The sequence below is a fragment of the Collinsella sp. AM12-1 genome, assembly GCF_003472325.1.
GTDB lineage: Bacteria > Actinomycetota > Coriobacteriia > Coriobacteriales > Coriobacteriaceae > Collinsella.
Genome location: NZ_QRLS01000006.1, coordinates 99574 through 120982, shown reverse-complemented (window position 1 = coordinate 120982; position 21409 = coordinate 99574). Strand labels below are relative to the sequence as shown.

Annotated in this window: 18 protein-coding genes, 2 pseudogenes and 1 riboswitch; of the genes and pseudogenes, 3 read left to right on the top strand and 17 right to left on the bottom strand. The window is 58.3% G+C overall.

What is annotated here, in order from left to right:
* The 9 genes and pseudogenes from DW136_RS10120 to DW136_RS04660 all read right to left on the bottom strand — a co-directional run.
* Positions 1-198: pseudogene (locus DW136_RS10120) on the bottom strand (recombinase); the annotation flags it as partial.
* Between the two features lie 48 nt (positions 199-246).
* A pseudogene (locus tag DW136_RS04695) lies at positions 247-792 on the bottom strand (type IV secretory system conjugative DNA transfer family protein); the annotation flags it as partial.
* The gene (locus DW136_RS04690; RefSeq protein ID WP_003819038.1) at positions 789-1265 is read right to left on the bottom strand and encodes a PcfB family protein; all 477 of its coding nucleotides are present in this window, start codon (positions 1263-1265) and stop codon (positions 789-791) included. The pseudogene DW136_RS04695 and the gene DW136_RS04690, both read right to left, overlap by 4 nt.
* Before the next feature lie 42 nt (positions 1266-1307).
* Complete coding sequence (locus DW136_RS04685) at positions 1308-1520, bottom strand: DUF5348 domain-containing protein (RefSeq protein WP_118289189.1); 213 nt, start codon at positions 1518-1520, stop codon at positions 1308-1310.
* Positions 1521-1621: 101 nt separating this feature from the next.
* The gene (locus tag DW136_RS04680; protein ID WP_118289188.1) at positions 1622-2767 is read right to left on the bottom strand and encodes a DUF6017 domain-containing protein; all 1146 of its coding nucleotides are present in this window, start codon (positions 2765-2767) and stop codon (positions 1622-1624) included.
* A gap of 256 nt (positions 2768-3023) precedes the next feature.
* A complete protein-coding gene (locus DW136_RS04675) occupies positions 3024-3491 on the bottom strand; it encodes a hypothetical protein (protein ID WP_118289187.1) in 468 nt (155 codons plus the stop codon).
* Positions 3492-3945: 454 nt separating this feature from the next.
* On the bottom strand, positions 3946-4215 hold the full coding sequence (locus tag DW136_RS04670) for a hypothetical protein (RefSeq protein ID WP_118289186.1): 270 nt from the start codon (positions 4213-4215) through the stop codon (positions 3946-3948).
* 83 nt (positions 4216-4298) lie between these two features.
* Positions 4299-4640 (bottom strand): HigA family addiction module antitoxin, encoded by a 342-nt coding sequence (locus DW136_RS04665; RefSeq protein WP_118289193.1) that lies wholly within the window; start codon positions 4638-4640, stop codon positions 4299-4301.
* Between the two features lie 162 nt (positions 4641-4802).
* Entirely contained in the window at positions 4803-5990 is a 1188-nt protein-coding gene (locus tag DW136_RS04660) for an amidohydrolase (RefSeq protein ID WP_118289185.1), read from the bottom strand.
* Positions 5991-6136: 146 nt separating this feature from the next.
* A riboswitch (Lysine riboswitch) is annotated at positions 6137-6305 on the top strand.
* Positions 6306-6370: 65 nt separating this feature from the next.
* Here DW136_RS04660 and dapA point away from each other — a divergent pair.
* From dapA to dapD, 3 genes are read left to right on the top strand one after another with little or no spacing between them, the layout of a single operon-like run.
* The gene (gene dapA / locus DW136_RS10115; protein WP_118289184.1) at positions 6371-8680 is read left to right on the top strand and encodes a 4-hydroxy-tetrahydrodipicolinate synthase; all 2310 of its coding nucleotides are present in this window, start codon (positions 6371-6373) and stop codon (positions 8678-8680) included.
* On the top strand, positions 8673-9413 hold the full coding sequence (gene dapB / locus DW136_RS04650; protein WP_199577049.1) for a 4-hydroxy-tetrahydrodipicolinate reductase: 741 nt from the start codon (positions 8673-8675) through the stop codon (positions 9411-9413). The genes dapA and dapB overlap by 8 nt, the downstream gene beginning before the upstream one ends.
* Before the next feature lie 39 nt (positions 9414-9452).
* The gene (dapD, locus tag DW136_RS04645) at positions 9453-10172 is read left to right on the top strand and encodes a 2,3,4,5-tetrahydropyridine-2,6-dicarboxylate N-acetyltransferase (RefSeq protein WP_117790643.1); all 720 of its coding nucleotides are present in this window, start codon (positions 9453-9455) and stop codon (positions 10170-10172) included.
* Positions 10173-10417: 245 nt separating this feature from the next.
* Here the strand turns inward: dapD and DW136_RS04640 are convergent, their stop codons facing one another.
* The 8 genes from DW136_RS04640 to DW136_RS04605 all read right to left on the bottom strand — a co-directional run bounded on the left by DW136_RS04640 (position 10418) and on the right by DW136_RS04605 (position 21208).
* Positions 10418-11422, bottom strand: a complete 1005-nt coding sequence (locus DW136_RS04640) for a nucleoid-associated protein (protein ID WP_117583913.1) — start codon at positions 11420-11422, stop codon at positions 10418-10420.
* 111 nt (positions 11423-11533) lie between these two features.
* Entirely contained in the window at positions 11534-12694 is a 1161-nt protein-coding gene (locus DW136_RS04635) for an Mbeg1-like protein (RefSeq protein WP_118289183.1), read from the bottom strand.
* A gap of 133 nt (positions 12695-12827) precedes the next feature.
* Positions 12828-13778 carry an L-lactate dehydrogenase gene (locus tag DW136_RS04630; protein WP_089573042.1) on the bottom strand — a complete coding sequence of 317 codons (951 nt, stop codon included), beginning with the start codon at positions 13776-13778 and terminating at the stop codon, positions 12828-12830.
* Between the two features lie 201 nt (positions 13779-13979).
* Positions 13980-15143: a pyridoxal phosphate-dependent aminotransferase gene (locus tag DW136_RS04625; protein ID WP_117745888.1), complete on the bottom strand. Its 1164-nt coding sequence runs from the start codon at positions 15141-15143 to the stop codon at positions 13980-13982.
* A 118-nt stretch (positions 15144-15261) separates the two neighbouring features.
* On the bottom strand, positions 15262-17265 hold the full coding sequence (locus tag DW136_RS04620; RefSeq protein WP_118289182.1) for an NAD(+) synthase: 2004 nt from the start codon (positions 17263-17265) through the stop codon (positions 15262-15264).
* Between the two features lie 446 nt (positions 17266-17711).
* On the bottom strand, positions 17712-18593 hold the full coding sequence (locus tag DW136_RS04615; protein WP_118289181.1) for a Nif3-like dinuclear metal center hexameric protein: 882 nt from the start codon (positions 18591-18593) through the stop codon (positions 17712-17714).
* Positions 18594-18665: 72 nt separating this feature from the next.
* Positions 18666-20090, bottom strand: coding sequence for a PTS transporter subunit EIIC (locus DW136_RS04610; RefSeq protein WP_118289180.1), 1425 nt, complete (start codon positions 20088-20090; stop codon positions 18666-18668).
* Positions 20091-20371: 281 nt separating this feature from the next.
* Positions 20372-21208, bottom strand: coding sequence for a PRD domain-containing protein (locus DW136_RS04605; RefSeq protein ID WP_118289179.1), 837 nt, complete (start codon positions 21206-21208; stop codon positions 20372-20374).
* Positions 21209-21409: the final 201 nt, after the last annotated feature.

Sequence of the window (21409 nt, the reverse complement as noted above, 5' to 3'; positions counted from 1 at the left end):
GGACCCGTTCAGGCTGTTGCGTTGAGATTGAAAATCAACCGTGAAGTGGCGGACATTAGTGAAGCCATTTTTTCGGGCGTAGTCCTCCAGGATGCGCTTTTGATTTTCTACGGACACGCTCTCGTCAGACCGCCCATCGTCGTGAGATAACCTTTCGTACAATGCTGTGATTTTACCCTTTTGCTCCTGCTTCCTCATGTGTGTAACCTCCTGTTTTGTATTTTCACGACCTTTCTATCCTTATTATAGTGACCCTTTCGGGTCAGTAATCACGAATGAGGTCGGGTAGTCCTTGGACACGCACTGCATAAGGTTAGGCTTCACAAAGAACCGGGTCTTGCCGCTGCCGGAACCGCCGATCACCAGCACATTTTTGTTCCGGGCGGTCTTGGGGTCTTTGGGCCGGTTGTTCATGGTGAGGCGTTCCGTCTGGGTCAGGAGAATGTTGTTGTCAAACACCGGGTCGATGTACGGGGCTATATCTTTGGGGCCTCCCCAACGGGCGCTGCCGTACTCGACGCCCCGGCGGTATTTCTTGGCGTTCTTGCTCTTGCAGTACACCATCAGCCGCAGTGCCACCGCACCGGCCACGCCCACCGCCAGATCGAACAGGTGGAAGCTGGGGGCGGCGCTTTCAAAGGCAAGGGAAAAGCCGTCCGCAAGGTGCAATAGCTTTTCCGACAAGTCCGCCCCAGCCGCCAGCCGGTAGGTCTGTCCCAGCTTGACGAACAGGTAAACAAACAGCAGGTAGGGCAGGTTTGCGATGATCAGCTTTTTCATTTCCGGCTTCATCGTGACAGCCCCCTTTCCTTGATTTTCTCCTTGGCCTGCTGGCTGCTTCTGGCAGCTGCCTTCTCTTTCAGGACGGCAAGGGTCTTTCGGATGGAGGGGCGTTCCTGCTGTTGGAGCTTCTTGGCTGTAAACTCCTTAAACGCCTGTTCCAGATTGTCCGCCTGCTTGGATTTGAAGATCACGATATACCGGGGCGGATGGGTAGTGCGGTCTTTCCGCAGGGTAAAATCAATGTCGTATTTCTTGGCGCAGGGCTTAAATAAGCCAATGTTGGCGTCGGTGATCTCAATGTTGGACAGGGCGGAACCGTCCTTTTTGAGCTGCCGTAAGCTCTGCTGGCCGTGATGGGCCTTGCCCGTCCCTTTCTGCCGGGCGGCCAGATATTTTCGGATGGCCGCTTGCAGCACTTGGGCGGTGAGCTTGCCCGTCTTAACCGCTAACGCTATGGTTTTCTGGTCTACTTCTTCCTGCAACTGCTATCCCTCCTTTGGAAAGTCAGCAGGCAGGCGGATGGCTTAAATCCGCACCCGCAGGCCGGAGAGATCGTCGGCATAGATTCCCACCAGATACCAGTTCTCGGCCATTTCAATGCGGGCCGGCCTCCATCTGCCGCCCACCATCACATCAAAAGTTTCTCCGCAGTGCAGGCCGCCGTAATAGTCCGCAAGGTCAAAGCGGATGTCGTAGCGGTCTGTCTGCTCGTCAAAAATCAAAGCACCCTGTTTCATAGGGCCGTCCTCCTTTCTCGTCGTCACAAGCTCCATATCGCTTGTTTCCACGCAAGCGTGAAAAGCTCGCTCATTTCGCTGTTCCTCCTCTCCCCACAAAATCACCGATTTTGCGGGGTTCCCCAACTGCCTGTGTTCATGTCATGGGCCACCAGCGCCGTGTAATAGCCGTTAATGGTGCTTGGGGCGTTGAACAGAACCGCCAGCAGGTATTTTTTGATGTTCCGTATTTCCGTGGTGTTTTTGCTGATACAGTCAAAGACAAACTCAATGTGAGAGCTGTTCAGCTTCATCAGCTTGGATTTCACCAGCTCGGCGGGGTAATCGTCCCCGGCAATGCGGATGGTCTTTCGGGCGCTGCATACGGTTTCCACCAGCAAGTCCACGATCTCGTCCAGCATATCCCGGTCAATCCCCTTGGCGTACTGGCAAAGGTGTTCATACTCGATGTTGTCCTTGATGATCTCCCGATAAATCTCTACGGCGCTCTGTGATTTCGCTCCCGTTCCTTTCCGTTCCGGCGGCGCAGCCGCTTCTTCCCCCAAAGGAGAGGGAGGGGAAAGGATAGGAATGGAATCGGTATTTGATCCATCCGTAATTGATTTCTCTTTACTTGATCTATCTTTATTTAATTGCGTTGGTTTTTCCTGCGTAGGCTTTTCCTGCGTTGAATTATCCAATGTTGGATTTTCCAATGTAGGTGAATCCGGCACAGGCTGGGGCTGTTCGTAAATGATGTAATCCGCCCCGCGCAGGCGGCCTTGGCTGTCACGCTCACGGGAACGCACGATATAGCCCGCCTGTTCCAGCTCCCGGACAGCCGCCCGGATCGCGTCGATCTGCTCCCGGTTGATAAGGGACAAGCCTTTCAGCGTAAAATCCCAATCCTCCGGCAAGGACAGCATTTGCGACAGCAGCCCCTTGGCTTTCAGGGACAAGTCCTTGTTCCGCAGGTGGTGGTTAGACATCACCGTGTAGCCCCGGTTTTTCTCCACTCGAAAAACTGCCATCTCGTCGTCCACTCCTTTCACTTGAAATTTCACCGCGCCGTCAAGGGCGGTGAGCTTGCCCGGCTGGTAGGGACATTCCTCATACACACAAAACTGGTACTTCCAGTGCGGGCGGTAGAAACGGCAGGTGCCGCAGTCCTCCGGCGCTCCGGCCTCGCCGTTGTCAAAATGATCTGCGCCCGGCCTCGTCTGCATGAGCTGTTCAAAGGCCCGGTCGCTGCCGGAAGTAAAGTACATAGGCGGTCGCCTCCTTTCTGGTTTTGGGCACAAAAAAAGCGGCGTCCTGATCTCCCCAAAGGGGAAAAGAGAACGCCGCTGTCTGCGGTGTCGTATTCGATTTTCGATGTGTCACTATTTGGGCGGTGGGCTTCACGGGAGGCAGAAGCGTGTCAAAGCTCAATCCGAAAGTAGTAAATCGGTAGTAAATTCAGTTCTTATATCCCGTGAAATGCCCGTATTTCCGGGCTTTTTGGAGATAATCAGAGTTGTTTGCTTAAAAAAGCGGAATTTCACCATCATAGTTTTCCGCTTTTTCCAATAGCGGTCCTTTAGCTCCCATCGTAAACGCGATGTCGCTACTGCGGATAGAGAGCAGCTCCATTCCGGGTCTCACCTTCAAAAAATCCATCATTTTCTTCGTAAGAAGAATTTGCCCCTCCCGTGAAATCTCTACCCAGCAGTAGGAACGCCCCTTGTATTTAATAAATTCGCCAGAACCTGCTGAGTAGTCAAGCAACGGTGGAGTATCGTCCAAAATGTGACCAAGTTTTGACGGATGCAAAAGGCCTTTCCGGGTGACGCAGAAGCCACCGGTAATCTTACTTCCGGTAAAAAGATATACTTTTCCTTCATCTGCAATGTGATACTCTTCCATTGCCTGCGGTGGAATCCGCAATGTTCCATCCGTCCGAATGAGTGATTTCCCGAAAATAAATTTTCCTCCCTTATTCATTTGTGGCATAAAAACACCTCCTGGAATTCCGATTTTTCAACAATACAAGCAGGAAATTTTTTATCATCTGTATTGTTTTCCTTTTTCTTATGAGTCGAACCCCAGCAAAGAAATGAAGAACCAAGACATGACCATGCTATAGCCATAGAACTTTCATTTCCACTCGTAAAGCCAATAGCTGACGCTATGAAAAACAGAACTGATGCAATGTAAAATAATCAAGCGAGCCTACAAACTCGAGCAGGAAATGGCCGTGGTCAGGCGCGACGTTGACGCGCTTTTGCGATGAGCTGGAACGGAAGCTGGCGATCGCGACCTGTATCCCTGCGTTGCTGGCGGCGGTGCTCTCACGCCAAGCGCTTGCACATTCGGATTGCTACGCAACAAATGAAACTTGTTGATGCGGGGCACGGTTCATTCAGAGTCTGCTCCCTCGCTTCACCCTCAAGAAGCTCGTCGAAGCCTATCCCACCGTGACGGATTTCCCGGTAAAGGCACTGATCATCAACAGGACAAAGAACACCAGGTAACTGACACTCAGCGGGTACGCAATGATCAGGAAGACGACCCAGCCGACATTGGTTTTACCGTCGGCACGGCGTTGCTCGCGATTGCGGCAAAGCCAAATCGTCACGCCAATGGCCACAATCAGCAACACGAGCGCCGCTGCTGCCAACCCGGCAAGCGCAAACATCACGCCAATGCTCACAGCAATAACCGGAAGCAACAACAAGCCACACCCGCATCCACCCGGACTATAAACGGCAGATTGTCGGCGTCGCCCTATCGTCACTCCAACCTCAACATCTTTGAACCCTACAATGCGATAGCCTTCTGGACAGGAACGATCTTATCCAGTTCCGGTTCGATGCGCCTCTTCTCCGCCTCGAGATCAAACGCCATCTGGGCGCGCAGCCAATAACCATCTGTCAGGCCAAAGTAGCGGCAAAGGCGAAGGTCGGTGTCGGCCGTCACACGACGCCTCCCCAAGATAATCTGCCCAATGCGTTGAGCCGGAATCCCGGTCTCCTTAGCAAGGCGATATTGAGAAATACCCATAGGGACAAGAAATTCCTCTTTGAGAAGCTCACCGGGAGTCAACGGCGACAACAAATCGGGCGCAGTCTCATCACTTGTGATAATCGACGATTTCGACATTTCAAGCCATCCCCTGTCTCCACTCAAAACAGACCCGATAGCGCTCATTACAACGCAATATGATATCGCCTTACGTTAATAACGTCAAACGTTTCTATAGACTTACATCTCTATTATACCGTACATCTGTTCGTGTTTTTTAGAGCAGGTGTTTTTCGCCAATTAGCCAAGCGAAAGCAGTCGTTTGTAGGCGTCGAGGCCCTTGAGCAGGATTTCCTCGTCAAAGAGCATGGTATCAGTATGCAGAGCGCTCGCGGCATAGGTGGGACAGCCATCCGAATCGCTCGGGTTTTCTTGACCCTCCGGCACGCCCGTGCCCAGCAAGAAGAATACGCCCGGCAGATGACGCTGATAGAACGCGAAATCCTCGGCGATTAGCAGCGGCTCGTCCACAAGTTGCAACTCGGACAAGGCAGGCGCAATGTGGGCGAACAGCTCGGGGTCGTTATCGACCGGCGGATAGCCCTCGGCAAAGTCGAGATCGTACGTACAGCCTGTTGCGGCGCAGGCCTCGTCCAACACGCGGCGCACGCCCTCGCGCGCACGGTCGAACATACCGTCCGTAAACACGCGCAGGCTGCCAGCCACATGGGCCTCCCCCGCCACCGCATTGCAGACGGTGCCGGCCTGCAGCAGGCCGAACTTACCGATGCAGGGCTCGTCGGCACCCAACTCGTCCATGAGCGCGCGCTCGGAAACCAAGAACTTGGCCGCTGCCAGCGCGGCATCATGCGATTCCTCGACCGGAACGCCGTAGGTCTTGGCGATATGGATGCTCGCGCCATGGATATGAATGTGCGTCTCGCTTGAGCGCGCCAGCAGCGGACCGGAACAGCTCGCCAACGTTTTCGCAGGCAGGTCGGGCCATACGTGGAAGCCAAAGATGCGATCCGCCCCGTAGCGCTCGAATACGCCGCTCTCACACACCGTCTTGGCGCCACCGGTCGTTTCCTCGGCCGGCTGAAACGCAAAGAGCACGTTGCGCTTGATGGCGCCCGGCTGCTCACGAATCGTGCGGTCGACAAAAGTCGCCGCCGCGAGCGCCATGGCCATGTGACCGTCGTGACCGCACGCATGCATCCTACCGGGATGGGTCGAGGCAAAGGCCGCGCCCGTTGCCTCCGCGATGGGCAGGGCGTCCATGTCGGCGCGAATCGCCGTGGCATGCGCGGCGCCCGTGCCGGCATCGAAGAAAGCGCAGACGCAGCTGGGGCACGGATGGGTCACCTCGCAGGCGAGCGGGGCGAGCACGCCCTCGATATAGGCGATGGTTTGCGGAAGATCGAAGTCGAGCTCCGGAATGCGATGGAGATCGCGGCGATAGCGACGGAGTTCTTGGAGCTCGGTCATAAAGGTTCCTTTCATAGGTGCGCGCCAGTTACCGTCTTATTGTGCCGCAAGATTGCCACACCCTTATTTCCAGCATATCCTTGCATTTTTTAAACGTTATATACGAATACTCTTGTTTGGTAAAGTGCAACGTGGTAGGGTCTTTACCACTTGATAGAGGCGCGGGCACGAAGAACCGCGGGCGAGCCGGCAGGCTTTGACCCCGTGGGGAGGCGAAACCCGCCGAACTGGGTTTTTCGGGCACGAACAACCTGGTGGGCCTGTAGGAAACACCCACAGGACTGTCTGCAGCAATGCGGGAGCGCTATCCGGACATTGGGTCCACGCTATGCGGATTCGATGCGCAGATGGCGCCGTCTGGATAGCGAGGTTTACGGGACATGGCATTGACCCCCAACGAGGCATATGCGGCCAAGCAGCCGTTTGTGGACAAGGAGACGCTCGAGCATATCGTCGAGCAATTCCCCACGCCGTTTCATCTATACGACGAGGCAGGCATCCGCCGCAACATGCAAGAAGTGCGCGACGCCTTTGCATGGAACCCGGGCTTTAAGGAATACTTTGCCGTCAAGGCCAACCCCAACCCGGCGCTCATCTCCATTCTCAACGAATACGGCTGCGGCTGCGATTGCTCGAGCTATACCGAGCTCATGATCGCCCGCTCGCTGGGCATCACGGGGCATGACATCATGTTCTCGTCCAACGACACGCCGGCGGCCGACTTTGAGTTCGCTGACAAGCTGGGCGCCATCGTCAACTTCGACGACATCAGCCACATCGAGTTCTTTGAGCGCGTTGCGGGGCCCATTCCCAAGACGGTCAGCTGCCGCTTTAATCCGGGCGGCCTGTTCCAGCTCTCCAACGGCATCATGGACAACCCGGGCGACTCCAAATATGGCATGACCACCGAGCAGCTCTTCGAAGCCTTCCGCACGCTCAAGGCCAAGGGCGCCGAGCGCTTTGGCATCCACGCATTCCTTGCCAGCAACACCGTCACCAACGACTACTACCCCAAGCTCGCGCGCATCCTCTTTGAGCTTGCCGTACGCCTGGAGCGCGAGACCGGTGCACACGTCGCCTTCATCAATCTGTCCGGCGGCGTCGGTATCCCCTACCTGCCGGAGCAGCAGGCAAACGACATCCACGCCATCGGCGAGGGGGTACACGCTGCCTACGACGAGATCCTGGTTCCCGCCGGCATGAGCGACGTGGCCATCTGCACCGAGATGGGCCGCTTCATGATGGGCCCCTACGGCTGCCTGGTCACCAAGGCCATCCACGAGAAGCAGATCTACAAGGACTATATCGGCGTCGACGCAAGCGCCGTCGACCTGATCCGCCCTGCCATGTATGGCGCCTACCACCACATTACGGTGATGGGCCAGCCGGGCGGCGCCGACAAGACCGCAGCGCCCGTCACGGACACGTACGACATCACGGGCAATCTGTGCGAGAACAACGACAAGTTCGCCATCAATCGCGAGCTGCCGCATATCGACATGGGCGACCTGCTCGTGATTCACGACACCGGCGCGCATGGCTACTCCATGGGCTACAACTACAACGGACGCCTGCGCTCCGCCGAGGTCCTGCTGCGCCCCGATGGCTCGGCCGACCTCATCCGCCGCGCCGAGCGCCCGGGCGATTACTTTGCCACGCTCGACGTGCTGTCGTACGGCCGAGAGCTACTGGCTAAGTCGCGCGCCGATGCCGCCCGCCGTCGCGCCCAGGACGAGCGCCTGGCAGTCGCTGCCCAATGGAACAAACGCATCCAGATCGCGGAAGCGAAGGAGAAGAACATGGACATCCGCAATCTCGAGGGCTCAATCGTCGCCCTTGTCACGCCGTTTAAAAAGGACGGCAGCGTCGACTTTGAAGCACTCGAGCGCCTTATCGATTTCCACCTGCAAAATGGCACCGACGCCATCCTCACCCTGGGCACCACCGGAGAGAGTGCCACGATGACCGACGACGAGGACAACTCCGTTGTCGCCGCGGTGGTCAAGCAGGTTGCAGGCCGCGTCCCCGTTATTGCCGGCTCGGGCTCTAACTCCACGCAGACCATGCTCACCAAGTCGCTCACCTATCAGGGCCTGGGCGCCGACGGCCTGCTGCTCATTACCCCCTACTACAACAAGTCTAACGAAGAGGGCATCTACCAGCACTTTAAGACCGTCGCCGATGCCGTGGACATCCCCTGCATCTTGTACAACATCCCCGGCCGCTGTGGCTGCGGCATCAGCGAGCGCAACGTGGAGCGCTTGGCCGTGCACCCCAATATCATGGGTATCAAGGAGGCCTCGGGCAACGTCGCCTACGCGGCCAAAATCGCCCACCTGCTGTCCGACGACTTCCGCATGTACTCGGGCGAAGACGCACTCACCGTGCCGCTCATGAGCCTGGGTGCCTCGGGCACCATCAGTGTGTGGGCCGACGTTCAGCCGCAGCTCGTGCACGACATGTGCCGCGCCTATCTGGACGGCGACGTGGAGCGCGCCCGCGATATCCAGATTGCCGGTCAGCCGCTCATCAACGCCCTCTTTAGTGAGGTCAACCCCATCCCCGTCAAAGAGGCGCTCGCTCAGATGGGTATGATCGAGGCAAACTACCGTATGCCGCTGTGCCCCATGGCCAACGACACGCGCGCTGCACTTACCGATGCTTTGAAGGGAGCTGGTCTGCTTGATTAAGACCGTCATTATGGGAACGGGCCGCATGGGCTCGCTCATCCGCACTACCGCCGAGGGCGTTGTCGACGCCGCCGGTCAGCCCGTTTTCGACATCGTCGCCCAGATCGGTTTCGATCTGTCCGAACTCGAGAGTGCCCCGGCAGCCGACGTCATCATCGACTTCTCGAACGTCGTGACCTTTGACGCCGTCGTCGCTTATGTCAAGCGTACAGGCGCCGCGTTAGTCTCGGGCACCACGGGCTACACACCCGAGCAGATGGGCTGCCTGCGCGAGCTGGGTCAGAACGCCCGCGTCATGCACTCCGGCAATTACTCCATCGGCATCGCCGCCCTGCGTCATCTGGTAGCACAGGCCACACGCGAGCTGCCCGGCTTTGACTGCGAAATCGTCGAGACGCACCATAACCAAAAGGTTGATGCCCCCAGCGGCACCGCCAAGCTGCTGCTCGACGCCATAGTCGAGGCCGAGCCCGAGGCAGGCTACCACCCCGTCTACGGACGCGAGGGCATGTGCGGCGCGCGCGACCCCCAGGAAATCGGCATGCACTCGCTGCGCGGCGGCACCGTCGCCGGCGTGCACGAGGTGAGTTTCTTTGGCCAGGACGAGGAGATCACGCTCACTCACCGCGCCACGAGTCGTCAGATCTTTGTCAACGGCGCCTTGGCAGCCGCGCAAAAGCTCGTCACCCGCGAACCCGGCTTCTATACATTCGACCAGGTCATGTTTGCCTAACCAGGTATCAACCGGATCCACCCAAAGGAGAGACAGCATATGAGTAACGCAGCCGAGATGGATGCCCAAGAGATTATCAACTACATCGCCACCGCGCCCAAAAAGACGCCCGTCAAACTGTACGTGCGCGAAAAGCCGGGCATGAAGGTCCAGTGGGGCAATGCACACGTCTACGGCGGTCGTCGTGGCAAGACCGTCTTTGGTGACTGGGATGAGCTTAAGGCCATCCTGGACGCCAACGCCGATTCCATCGATTACTACGATGTGGAGAACGACTGCCGCAACTCCGCCGTGCCCATGCTCGACCTTAAGGGCATCAACGCCCGCATCGAGCCAGGCGCGATCATCCGCGACCGCGTCGAGATCGGCGACCGTGCCGTCATCATGATGGGCGCCATCATCAACATCGGCTCCGTTATCGGCGAGGGTTCCATGATCGATATGGGCGCCGTGCTGGGCGGCCGCGCCACCGTGGGCAAGAACTGCCATATCGGCGCCGGCACCGTGCTGGCAGGCGTTGTGGAGCCCGCCAGCGCCACGCCCGTCATCATCGAGGACGATGTCATGATCGGCGCAAACGCCGTGGTCCTGGAAGGCGTGCGCGTGGGCAAGGGCGCTGTTGTCGCCGCCGGCGCCGTGTGCGTCGAGGACGTCCCCGCCGGCGCCGTCGTGGCCGGTGTCCCCGCCCGCGTCATCAAGATGCGCGACGCCCAGACCGACAGCAAGACCGGTCTCGAGGAAGGCCTGCGCCAGCTGTAGGGTTACGCGGTTTTACCAAACCGCGTAACGGCTCGACGCTGCAAGCGCCCCTAGGCGGCAATCTGACGTTCAATCGTCGGTCGCGTACCGAAGTACGCTTCCCTCCTCTTTCACGTCACCTTGCTCGCCTAGGGGCGTTTTCGCTGACTTATGCTCAACCTGCGGGGCAATTCAGCCCTAAACAAAAAGGCCGAAGCTCCAAGGGGGCTTCGGCCTTCGCTTTCTCGCTGCAGGCGTAACGCAACTTATCGATTCTCGATGCTGCCGATGTTTTTGAGTTCGATGGAGATGAGGCCGTTGGGTTCGTTGACAAACTCGATGTACTCGGAGTTCGAACCCATCTCGGCCGGGAAGCTGATTTCGATACCCGTGTCGGTACGGATCTTATGATTGCGCACCGCCGCGCGCTCGACCTGTTTGCGCTCCACGGGAACGCGCTCGGGAACCTTCTCCTCGGTCAGTGCCGCGCGCACACTTTCCTTGATGACCGGCTCGTCCTCAAAGACCTCATCGACGATATCCCAGGGCGGAAGCTCCTCGTCATCCTCAACCTTCTCGGCAACGGCAGCCTTAACCTTAGCGAGCGCTACGGCCGTATTGGCACCGTGCTCCTCGGCGACTTCCTCGACCACGCGCGTCACGGTGTCGATGACCTCCTTGCCCGACACGCCCGTATCGCACTGCAGCAGACCGTCGGGAATGAGCATGCGGTCTTCGCCGGCAATCTTGCGCTTCTTGTCCACATAGCCGATCTCCATGGTGCTCGCACGCACGATGGCATAGCTTGGCACCTTTTGGGAAGGATTCGGCAGGATAGCATAGTGGCGCGCGATGTCGTTGCGTACCTCGCCCTCCTCGCGGCCCACCTCATGCATAAAGGCCTGCTTGGAGCCCAGCAGCATCACGGCAAACCAGCGGGCATCCTCATCGTCGTCAAAGTCGGCCACGAGCACATCGGTGGACTCGGCTTTTTCGGCCTTGGTAAGCTCGGAGGAAATGAACTCCGCAATCTGCTGCGACAGGTCTACGAACTCGCGCTCGCCAAAGAAATAGCCCTTGAGCTCGCCGCCAAACGCAGAGTTCTCGGCAAACGCGGCGCGTTTATTGTCGGCCGAGGTACGTGCGCGGCGCAGATGCGTGGTCACGAAGTTGCGCACGGTACGGCTCTCGATATCGAGCTCGCGCTGGCTCATAACGTTGACGGCAGAGTCAAAGTCCAGGATATGCAGAATCGCATGATTGATTTTCATATACGGCATTCCGTTCTAGATTGAATTGAGCACGAACCAGTATAGCGGTCGAGCCCGCCCCAGGCGCATCGAAGATTGGTGCATCGGGGACAGGTTGCTTTGCACCAATGGCTAGCGCAGGAGCTCGGACTGCCATACCTCGAGCTGTTCTGCCAGGCTCTTACCACTAGAAGGCACGCTGAACTCGGGACGTTTGGGCAGCAGCGCACACTTAAGAATTGCCACGATGGTCCGCGAGACAAAGCGTCGCGTATCCTTGTCAAACCCTTGCGCAGCCTGGAGCATCACGGGCAGGCTCTCGCGCAGATTCCCAGCGATATCCGCAAACCGCTCAGCACCCGTAGCCTCAAACACGGAGAACAACGCATCTACAAAACGCTCGCGCTCGCTAGGCGAAACTGCAAGCAGCATCTCGCGAATGGAGCCATCAACGTATCGAGCACCGGCGGACAGGCGCTCACAGTACACGAAGTCGCGACCATCAACCACCCAGCTAAAGGGATTGTGCTGCAGCAGGCTGAACTCGGTGCTCTCAACGATGGCATAGTCCTCCTGCGTCTCGAACATCATGCCAAAGATCGACGACCGAGGTAGCGTCTTGTCGATTCGACCGGAAAGATCGGCAAAGGCGTTGCCGTTCAGAAACTCCTCGACGAAACCCGGACCATCATGGGAATACGCCTGTTCGATTCGCGCACGGGCGACATCGGAGCACATCGCCGCACCGTACACCGCAAGGTTTCCACCCTTGGAATGACCTCCGCACAAAAGCGGCCCGTCAATCGCATCCGCCGCCTCGTCCACATAACGCGCCGCGGATTCCTGGGCCGGCACAGGATACCGGAACGCCATGTTAAAGTCCTCTTTCCAGCCCACAATCGTGCTGTCGGTCCCCCGGAAGGAAAGATAGCTAAACCCCGCCGGAAACCGGAACGCCATGGCTGCAAACTGCTCTGTCGCCACCACATCGCTCACGGCACGATAGCCGCAAACGTGCACGCCACGGTAGCGAGGACTTGCTGCCACGGCCTCCAGCAAGGCCTTGCTCCCCTCCGGGTCCCACAAGTCGTCAATCATGTCCCGGTAGCACTCGGCACGCAGCAGCTCGCGTACGTCTAGGCCCTGCCAGTTCGTCAGCTCCGCCATATCACCCGGCAAACGCAAATAGGACAACCACGCAAAGACGAGGCTATCCACCGCGCAGAACGGCCTCTCCTCAAACGGATCAAACGCCGTCTGGGCATAGGTTAAAAAATTAGGCGAATCCGACATGGCCCTCCCATCAACTATGGTGCATTGGGGCAACTATGGTGCATTGGGGTCAGGTTACTTTGCACCAAAAAGGCGCCCGGGCCGTGTGGACCCGGACGCCTTCATTGTAGCTTTTCGCTCTAGCGAGCTTGATTTAGCAGGAGAAGTCGACGCTGTCGATGATGTCCTTGAGGGCCTTGGCGGAGGCGGTAAGCTCATGCTGCTCGTCATCGTTCAGCGGCACGGGGACGCGGCAGACAACGCCGTCGCGGCCAACGACCGTCGGCATGGAGATGGCAAGATCGGACAGGCCATACTCGCCCACCATGAGCGAGGAGACGGGCAGAACGGTCTGCTCATCGCGCATGACGGCGGTGCAGATGCGCTTGACGGCCATGGCAACGCCATAGTAGGTGGCGTGCTTCTTCTCGATGATGGTGTAGGCGGAGTTCTTGACGTCCTCGGCGATGCGCTTCTCGGCAGCCTCATGCTCCAGATGACCGTGAAGCTCGCAGAAGGTGTTCAGCGGAACGCCGGCAACCTGAGCGCTGGACCAAGCGACAAACTCGGAATCGCCGTGCTCACCCATGACATAGGCCTGGACATCGCGCGGGTCGACCTCGACATGGGCACCAAGCATCTGCTGCAGACGGCCGGTGTCGAGCACGGTACCGGAACCGATGACGTGGCCCTCGGGCAGGCCGGACATCTTGATGGCGGCGTAGGTCAGAACATCGACCGGGTTGGAGACGATGAGCAGAATGCCGTCGAAGCCGGACTTCTTAATCTCGGGAATAATGGACTTAAAGATGCTGACGTTCTTGTTGACCAGGTCCAGGCGAGTCTCACCGGGCTTCTGGGCAGCGCCAGCGGTGACGACGATCATGGCGGCGTCGGCGACATCGGAATAATCGCCGGCGTAGATCTTCATCGGCTCGGCAAACGTCATGCCGTGCGCGATATCCAGGGCCTCACCCTCGGCGCGGTTCTTGTCCACGTCGATGAGGACCATCTCGGAGAACAGACCACTCTGCATCAGCGCGAACGCCGAAGACGAACCGACGAAACCGCAGCCGACAATAGCGACCTTCTTCTCGTTAACCATTAGAAACTCCCATCTCTCTCCACAAACAAGCCGCCCGGGAACGACCCGAGCGGCTTGCCGTAATCCCAATACATCCAATCGGGACTTTGATTATGCTCCTATTCGCAGCCAAAAATCGACCGTTTACCGAAATTGTTTGCAGAAATCGTAAAATAACTGCACGAAATCGGTTTCGAGCTATTGACGAGTCGAAATACCTTTCTAATACAGGCCCGCCTCGCGAATGGCCTCGACAGCCAAAGCAATCTGGTCGGGCGGCAGGACCAGCGCCATGCGCACGTGTCCCTCGCCCGAAGGACCAAAGCTCGCGCCCGGCGTCACCACAACGCCGGCCTTCTCCATGAGCTCCTCGCAAAACGCCATGGAATCGGTGCGACCACCGGGAAGCTTGGCCCACACAAACATAGAGCCATGTGCGTTGGGACGCTCCCAGCCCAGGCCCTCAAGACCGTCGCACAGGGCATCGCGGCGCTCCTGGTACTTCAGACGCTGCGCCTCGACCTCATCGCGCGGACCGTTCAGGCAGGCGATGGCGGCCTTCTGAATCGGGAAGAACATGCCAAAGTCGATCTGGCTGCGCAGCTTGGCAAAGGCAGAGACCACGTCCTCGCGGCCGACCAAAAAGCCGATACGCGCACCGGTGACGTTAAACGACTTGGAGAGCGAGAAGAACTCAACGCCCACCTCGAGCGCACCGGGATACTGCAAGAAGCTGCCGCCGGGCTCGCCGTCAAACACGATGTCGGAGTACGCGTTGTCATGAACGATCAACAGATCATGCTCGCGGGCAAAGGCGATAATCTCCTCGTAGACCTCGGGCGTGCCCACCGAGCCGACCGGGTTCGCGGGCAGCGACACGATCATATACTTGGCACGATCGGCCACCTCGGGATCGATGCCCGCCACATAGGGCAGGTAATTGTGCTCGGCAACCAGCGGATAGTACTCGAGCTTGGCATCGGCAATCTTCGCACCCGCCTCAAAGACCGGGTAGCACGGATCGGGAACTAGAATGGTGTCACCCGGATCGAGCAGAGCCAAGCCCAAATGACCCACGCCCTCCTGCGTGCCGTTGCACGACTGCACCATGGACGGCGTAATGCCCGAAACGCCAAAGCGACGCTCGTAGTAATCGCACACGGCTTGCTTAAGCTCAGGCAGGTCGCGCAGGGCGTACTTCCACATCTCGGGATCTTGGGCCGCCTGCGTGAGCGCCTCGACCACGTGGTCGTACGGCTTAAAGTCGGGCGTGCCCACGCTCATGTTGTAAATGGTCTTGCCCTGAGCCTTCAGCGCGAGAAGTTTGTTGTTGAGCGAGGCGAAGACCTCCGCGCCAAAGCGATCGAGACGCTGCGATGCCTGCATGGTGCCACCTTTCGATATAAAAAACGCGGCGCTCCGACAAGAGCGCCGCGCGATACGGGCCATCAGATTGCAAAAGTGTAACGCTTGCAAACCCCGTATTGGTTCAATTTAGCCAACCTTAGTCAACTGGATTGAGCGCGTCGATCTGCGCAAGCCACAGACGCGAGCTAGCGTCACTCGGCATACGCCAATCGCCGCGCGGGCTGAGCGTCACCGAGCCCACCTTGGGACCATCGGGCAGGCAGCTGCGCTTAAACTGCTGGGCAAAGAATCGACGGTAGAACGTACGCAGCCACGTGTGGACGGTCTTGGCATCGTAGACGCCCTCAAAGCTCTTGAGTGCCATGCGGTAGATCTTGCCCGGCTCAAAGCCAAAACGCAGCAGGTAGTAGAGGAAGTAGTCGTGCAGCTCGTACGGGCCCACCAAATCCTCGGTCTTCTGCGCAATCTCGCCGTCGCCCGTGGGCGGCAGAAGCTCGGGGGACACCGGCGTATCGAGGATGTCGAGCAGTGTCTCGGCAATGCGCCCGCCAAAGACATCGGCGGCATAGCGCACCAGATGGCGCACAAGCGTCTTGGGCACGCTCGCGTTGACGGCATACATGCTCATGTGGTCGCCGTTATAGGTAGCCCAACCGAGTGCCAGCTCCGACAAGTCGCCCGTGCCGATGACAAAACCGCCAGCCTGGTTGGCCAGATCCATCAGAATCTGCGTACGCTCGCGGGCCTGGCTGTTCTCGTAGGTCACGTCTTGCACGGTCGGATCGTGCTCTATGTCCTTGAAGTGCTGTTCCACAGCCGCGTGGATCGAAACCTCGCGGAAGCTCACACCCAGGTCGCGAGCGAGCGACTCGGCGTTCGACTTGGTACGATGCGTCGTGCCAAAGCCGGGCATGGACACGGCCGTGATACCGGTGCGCGGCAGCCCCAGTGCATCGAAGGCGCGAACTGTCACGAGCAGTGCCAGCGTGGAGTCCAGGCCGCCCGAAAGACCGATGACTGCAGCCTTGGTACCCGTATGGGCAAGGCGGGTCTTGAGGCCGGCGGTCTGCAGGTCGAGGATGGTCTCGCAACGCTCGGCCAGGTCGCCATGGTCGGCCGGCACAAAGGGCGCACGGGGGAAGACACGGTCGATGCCGAGCGCATCGCGCAGGACAGACTCTTCGGCGAGCGAGCCCTCAAACGAGAACTCGACGGTCACGGCCTCCGGCGCATCGTCCGAGCGCGTCCATGTCGTCGAGCGACGGCGCTCGGCAACCAACCGGTCAAGATCGACGTCGGCGACGGCCATATCGCAAGTGAGGAGCTTCGTCGCGGCGAGTTTCGAACCGTTTTCGTAGACGAGGTTCTCGCCCGCAAAGACCATGTCGGTCGTAGACTCGCCCTCACTCGCGTCCGCGTAGGCATAGGCGCAGTACAGGCGCGCGCTCTGATTGGAGATAAGGCTGCGGCGGTAATCTGCCTTACCGATAATCTCGTCCGAGGCCGACGGGTTGAGAATCACCGTCGCGCCGGCAAGCGCCATCTCGGTCGAAGGGGGTGCCGGCACCCACAGGTCCTCACAGACCTCAACGCCCAGCACCAGGTCCTCGGCGCCTTCATCACAGCAACGGTAGACAAGCCCCGAACCCAGCGGGACCGGACCCTGACCGGCAAACTCGACCCACACAGGATCTGCGGGCGCCGGAGCAAACCAGCGGCGCTCATAAAACTCGCCGTAATTGGGCAGATACTTTTTAGCCGTAAGACCCAAAAGCTCGCCCGCACAGCACACGGCAGCGCAGTTGTAGATATTCTCGGCAACTGCAACGGGAAGACCGATGGTAAAGACGACCGGCAACTCACGGGTTTCATCGAGGATGTGCACAAGTGCCGCCTCGCAGGCATGCAGCAGTGTGCGGTTATGGAACAGATCGGCCGCGGTATAGCCGCACAGATTAAGCTCGGGCAACACCAACGCGCGAACGCCGCGCTCGGCAGCCTCGCGAACAGCCCCCAGCGCAACCTCGGCATTGCCCTCGACATCGGCCACGCGAATCTGCGGCGACGCCGCCGCCACACGCAAAAAGCCGTCGCTTGCTTTCGCGCACGCGGCGCCCGTCTGGTTGAGCTCTGTATCCATAGCATGCTCCTTGCGCATAAAGGCGATTCTTATGGGCACCATTGTAGCGCCTTGCCTGCGCGCCGTCGTTTTAGGCGCGCTCCGCGGGACACGATAGGCCTCGTCAAATCCTTGAGAGACGGAGCGCATATGGAACTAAATACATGGACGCACGACAAGCTTCCCGAGTTCGCTCCACAGCCCAAGGTACCGAGGCCCAAGAAACCACGGGCGAAGAGCTCGACTGCCACAATGTTCCCGATTTGCCTTATGGAAACCGCTGCGGGTGCAAGCGTAGAGTAGCGAGCGCATCGACGTATGCAGCGTCCCCAACCGACGCCCTAGGATTGGCCGTCCTTCCCGGCCGGCGCGCTGTGCATATACTAGGACAGCAGGATGGGGCACGAAAAGTTACCTGAAATACGTACAGCGGGAGGTGGCCACAAAAGCCGCCTCCCCACTCTCAGCTAGCGTGCCAGCACGTACTGATAGGTATCCCCCATGGGCACAAAGCTCACCGGCACCTTGGCAGAATCCAATCCCGCCCCCTCGAGCGCACGCGGCACCCAGGTTGCCATGTATTCCATGCCTGGTTCCTCGCCGTTGAAATGCCCCATGTGGATAATGCACTTGCCCTGGCCGAGCATCGCGGCGTCGCGCACGTACTCGCTCGCCGTAAAATCGATAAGTTCCATGGCAAGCAGGCAATCGATGCCCTCGGCGTCCATCTTGTTGAGCGTCTCGGTATCACCCACAGGGTGTCCCATGATATGCATGGGAATGCGCACGCGGCGCACGGGAGCATCCATGTCGCCAATCACACGCGTACCGGCAAGCCCCAAACGCTCGACAATATATGCCGCCAGCTCGCGCACCGGCATCTCGCGAATCTCAAAGTCCATGCAGTCGCGCCCGATGCGGTAGTCGAGCCAGCCGAGTTTGTCGGCAAGCCCGTAGAAGATGCCGTCGGCTAAAGTGCCGTCTTCCTCAAGAGGCACGCCGGCATGAATGTAGTCGTGGCAACGCCAGACCACGCCGCCCCACTCCTCGAGTAAGGCGAGCTTGGCCGCAAACGCGCTGTTGCCGGCCACCACATCGCGATGGTCGCCGTGGTTCCAGAAGATTGCTTCGTGCGAGATGATTAGATTGGCGCCTAGCTCCTTCGCACGGCGCACTACCTCGACCGTAGGCCAGATACAGGTCACAACGCCCGTGCAGGCGCAGTCGAGCGCCTCGGCGCCAAAGGTCACCTGATCGCGCGTCGTCGCCGGATCGATGGGCTTGCCGGTAAAGGCATCCATGCTGGAGCAATATCCCTTCACGGCCTCGATAACATCGTTGATAGTCATATGTGCTCCTATCGATAGCGGAAAACGGCCCCGCAAGGCCGCTTTCCAAGTTTAAACATCGCTGAGTTGATACTAGCGCTCGGAAACAGGTCCATTTTCGAGCTCGTCCTCGGTAAACCCAAAGAAGAACGTAAGGGCAAAGGCCGCGATAAACCCTACAGCACCGGCGATGCAGGCGTTGATGAAGTTCTGCACGTCACCGCCCACAAAGGCGAGCAGATTGAGAACATTGGAGGCAGTACCGGCAACGTAGACGCTCACACCGAGAGACATGCCCAAGGCACCCGCGACAAACGCGCCGGCGATAGCCATGGCAAAAGTGCGGCGATAGCGCAGCATCACACCGTAGATAAAGGGCTCACCCACGCCACCAACCATATTGGCGATTACGTAGCCCAGGCAGAGGGTCTTTTCGTCTTTGTTTCGGAGCTTGAGCCAAGATGCGACTTCGGCGCCGTATGCCGCCCAGAGGCTCAGCGTGGTGGCAGGCAGGATAAACGAGTCGACACCGGTGGCCATAAAGTTAGCGATGGCGATCATGATGAGAGCCACATGCATGCCCGAGATTACCATGGGAAGCCAAGCTGCCGCCAACAAGCCGGCGCCGAGAATCGCGACAACACCGCCCGTGGAACCGAGCATCTCAAAGAATGCCGCCAAACCGTTACCGAGCCAAGAGCCAAGTGGCGCAAGAGCGCAAAGCGACACCGGCACCGTTACGAGCATTGTAAAGAACGGGGTGAACACCGTGGAGAGAGTATCGGGCATGACCTTCTTGAACAGGCGCTCGATATAGCTCATCGCCCAAACGGAGAGCAGGATGGGGATCACCGACTGCGCGTAGTTGCCCGCAACGCAGGGAATGCCGTAGACAGAGAACGGGGCACCGTCCGCAGCCAGTTGAATCATCGTCGGATCAATGAGAATGCCGCCCATAAACGCACCGAGCACTGGCGTCACGCCGATATTCTTGGCGGCGTTATAGCCAAGGTAGATGGGGATGAAGTAGAAAGCTGCATCATAGACCATGTTCATAAGAACATACAGGTCGCTCGTTTCAGCGATAACATTGGCCATCGTGGGACCGAGGACTACGGCGATGGTCTTAAAAAGACCGGCGCACATCATAACGGGGATCATCGGCACCATGGAGCTCGACAGGTAGTTAAGGATATTGTTGCCGATTGCCTTGGGTGTAAGCTTTTCCTTGGGCTTATCAAGATTCTCGTCGACGGCGTCTTGCTTGGCAAAGCCGCCGAGCTTACAGAGCTCGTCATAAACCTTGGGCACATTCTGGCCCACGATCACCTGGAACTGCGATCCCGAAATCTGGGCACCAAGCACGCCGTTGATCTTTTTGATCTCCTTGATATCGGGCGCATCGATATCTTTGAGATTGAAGCGCAAACGCGTCATGCAGTGCGCAACAAACGTTACGTTTTCCTTGCCGCCAACGGCCTCGAGCACGTCTGCTGCAATCTTTTTGTTGTCAGCCATGGCTGAACTCCCTTGCTTTTCCAGCGCCCCGCGTTTGCGCGCTTGCGGAGCGTATCGATAACGACAGGCCTGACATCAGGCGATTCAAAAAGAAGGAAGAATGACAAAAAACAGAAGAGCCCCGAAGCATAATACGGACAGGGAACTGTCTACGTCATGCTTCGAGACTCTTCTCGAATAACACCTTATGTGCGAGTAATCTTAAGACCGGAATGCCAGAGCGTGCCCCAAAAGGATTGTCCAATCCGGCAAACGGTCAAAATACAGCGGCGAACGGCGTTCTACATACGCGACCCCGCACAGACGCGGTTGACATGGAGCATCAAGTAAACCTTCTCCTCATCGGTGAGCTCGGCACCAAAGCGCTCGGCGATAAGCTCGGCCATGCGGTCCACGTACTCGGCCACATCGGGATGTTGCTCGCAGAGCGGCCCATAGAGCGAGCCGTTCTCAGTATTGAGGGGCTCGCCGCTCTGCACGCGCTCAAGCAGGTAACGCACGTGCGTGGCATAACGGCAGAAATCAAAACCGTCGCGATCAACACCAACGCCAAGCTGAGACTCGATAATCTCGGTAAACTTCTCAAGGAGTGCTTCATCCTTGCGGACCGTGTTGGACTTGGCCTTGGAAGAAGATGCCACCACGCTGTTGACGATGCAAAGTGCGATGCCGCTCGCTTCACTCGGCGGCATCTTGATGTTGAACTCGCGATTGATGCCCTCAAGCGCAAACTTTGCAATTTTGTGCTCGATGGGATACATCTGCCGCACGTCATAGGAAAGCGGCATCTGAACAAACATGTGCTCGCGGCAGCGCTTGATGGCAAAGGCGATGTGGTCGGCCATGGTAAAGGGCAGGTTGGCCGAGAGTTCACGCGAGATGTTGGAGCGCGCGATATCGGCGATCTGGGCGGAAAACTCCATCACCTGCGGGTCAATTTCGTCGAGGAGTGCCAGATAGCGAGAGTCGACGCCGTAGAACGTGCGCTCGATCTTGTCGAGCATGACCTCGTCGGGGCCGTCGGGAAACCCGATGCCACGCCCGAGCGCCACAAGCTCGCGCCCTTTGGCATTGACGCAGATAACCGTGTTGTTGTTTATTCGCTTAAGAATCTTCATGCTGCTCCCCACTTGGCACGGGAGTGCCACGAGGTTGATTATTCACACGGAATCGAAGTCAGTCAACAGGCACCACTAGAGAAAGGCCCTCGCGAGGCGAGCCTTGATTCTCCCTTGATTCTCATTTTCAGGGTATCTCGCAGAGCCAAGAGGATGCAGGCGGCGGTCGCCTCCATTGTACTGTCATGTGCGATCAGTGCT

Excerpts from the sequence above, each read along its gene's own strand:
- DW136_RS04615 (WP_118289181.1), bottom strand. The coding sequence starts at position 18,593 with ATGACTATCAACGATGTTATCGAGGCCGTGAAGGGATATTGCTCCAGC.
- DW136_RS04610 (WP_118289180.1), bottom strand. The coding sequence starts at position 20,090 with ATGGCTGACAACAAAAAGATTGCAGCAGACGTGCTCGAGGCCGTTGGC.
- DW136_RS04665 (WP_118289193.1), bottom strand. The coding sequence starts at position 4,640 with ATGTCGAAATCGTCGATTATCACAAGTGATGAGACTGCGCCCGATTTG.
- dapD (WP_117790643.1), top strand. The coding sequence starts at position 9,453 with ATGAGTAACGCAGCCGAGATGGATGCCCAAGAGATTATCAACTACATC.
- DW136_RS04605 (WP_118289179.1), bottom strand. The coding sequence starts at position 21,208 with ATGAAGATTCTTAAGCGAATAAACAACAACACGGTTATCTGCGTCAAT.
- dapA (WP_118289184.1), top strand. The coding sequence starts at position 6,371 with ATGGCATTGACCCCCAACGAGGCATATGCGGCCAAGCAGCCGTTTGTG.
- DW136_RS04685 (WP_118289189.1), bottom strand. The coding sequence starts at position 1,520 with ATGAAACAGGGTGCTTTGATTTTTGACGAGCAGACAGACCGCTACGAC.
- DW136_RS04675 (WP_118289187.1), bottom strand. The coding sequence starts at position 3,491 with ATGCCACAAATGAATAAGGGAGGAAAATTTATTTTCGGGAAATCACTC.
- DW136_RS04630 (WP_089573042.1), bottom strand. The coding sequence starts at position 13,778 with ATGGTTAACGAGAAGAAGGTCGCTATTGTCGGCTGCGGTTTCGTCGGT.
- DW136_RS04620 (WP_118289182.1), bottom strand. The coding sequence starts at position 17,265 with ATGGATACAGAGCTCAACCAGACGGGCGCCGCGTGCGCGAAAGCAAGC.
- DW136_RS04635 (WP_118289183.1), bottom strand. The coding sequence starts at position 12,694 with ATGTCGGATTCGCCTAATTTTTTAACCTATGCCCAGACGGCGTTTGAT.
- DW136_RS04625 (WP_117745888.1), bottom strand. The coding sequence starts at position 15,143 with ATGCAGGCATCGCAGCGTCTCGATCGCTTTGGCGCGGAGGTCTTCGCC.
- DW136_RS04640 (WP_117583913.1), bottom strand. The coding sequence starts at position 11,422 with ATGAAAATCAATCATGCGATTCTGCATATCCTGGACTTTGACTCTGCC.
- DW136_RS04680 (WP_118289188.1), bottom strand. The coding sequence starts at position 2,767 with ATGTACTTTACTTCCGGCAGCGACCGGGCCTTTGAACAGCTCATGCAG.
- DW136_RS04660 (WP_118289185.1), bottom strand. The coding sequence starts at position 5,990 with ATGACCGAGCTCCAAGAACTCCGTCGCTATCGCCGCGATCTCCATCGC.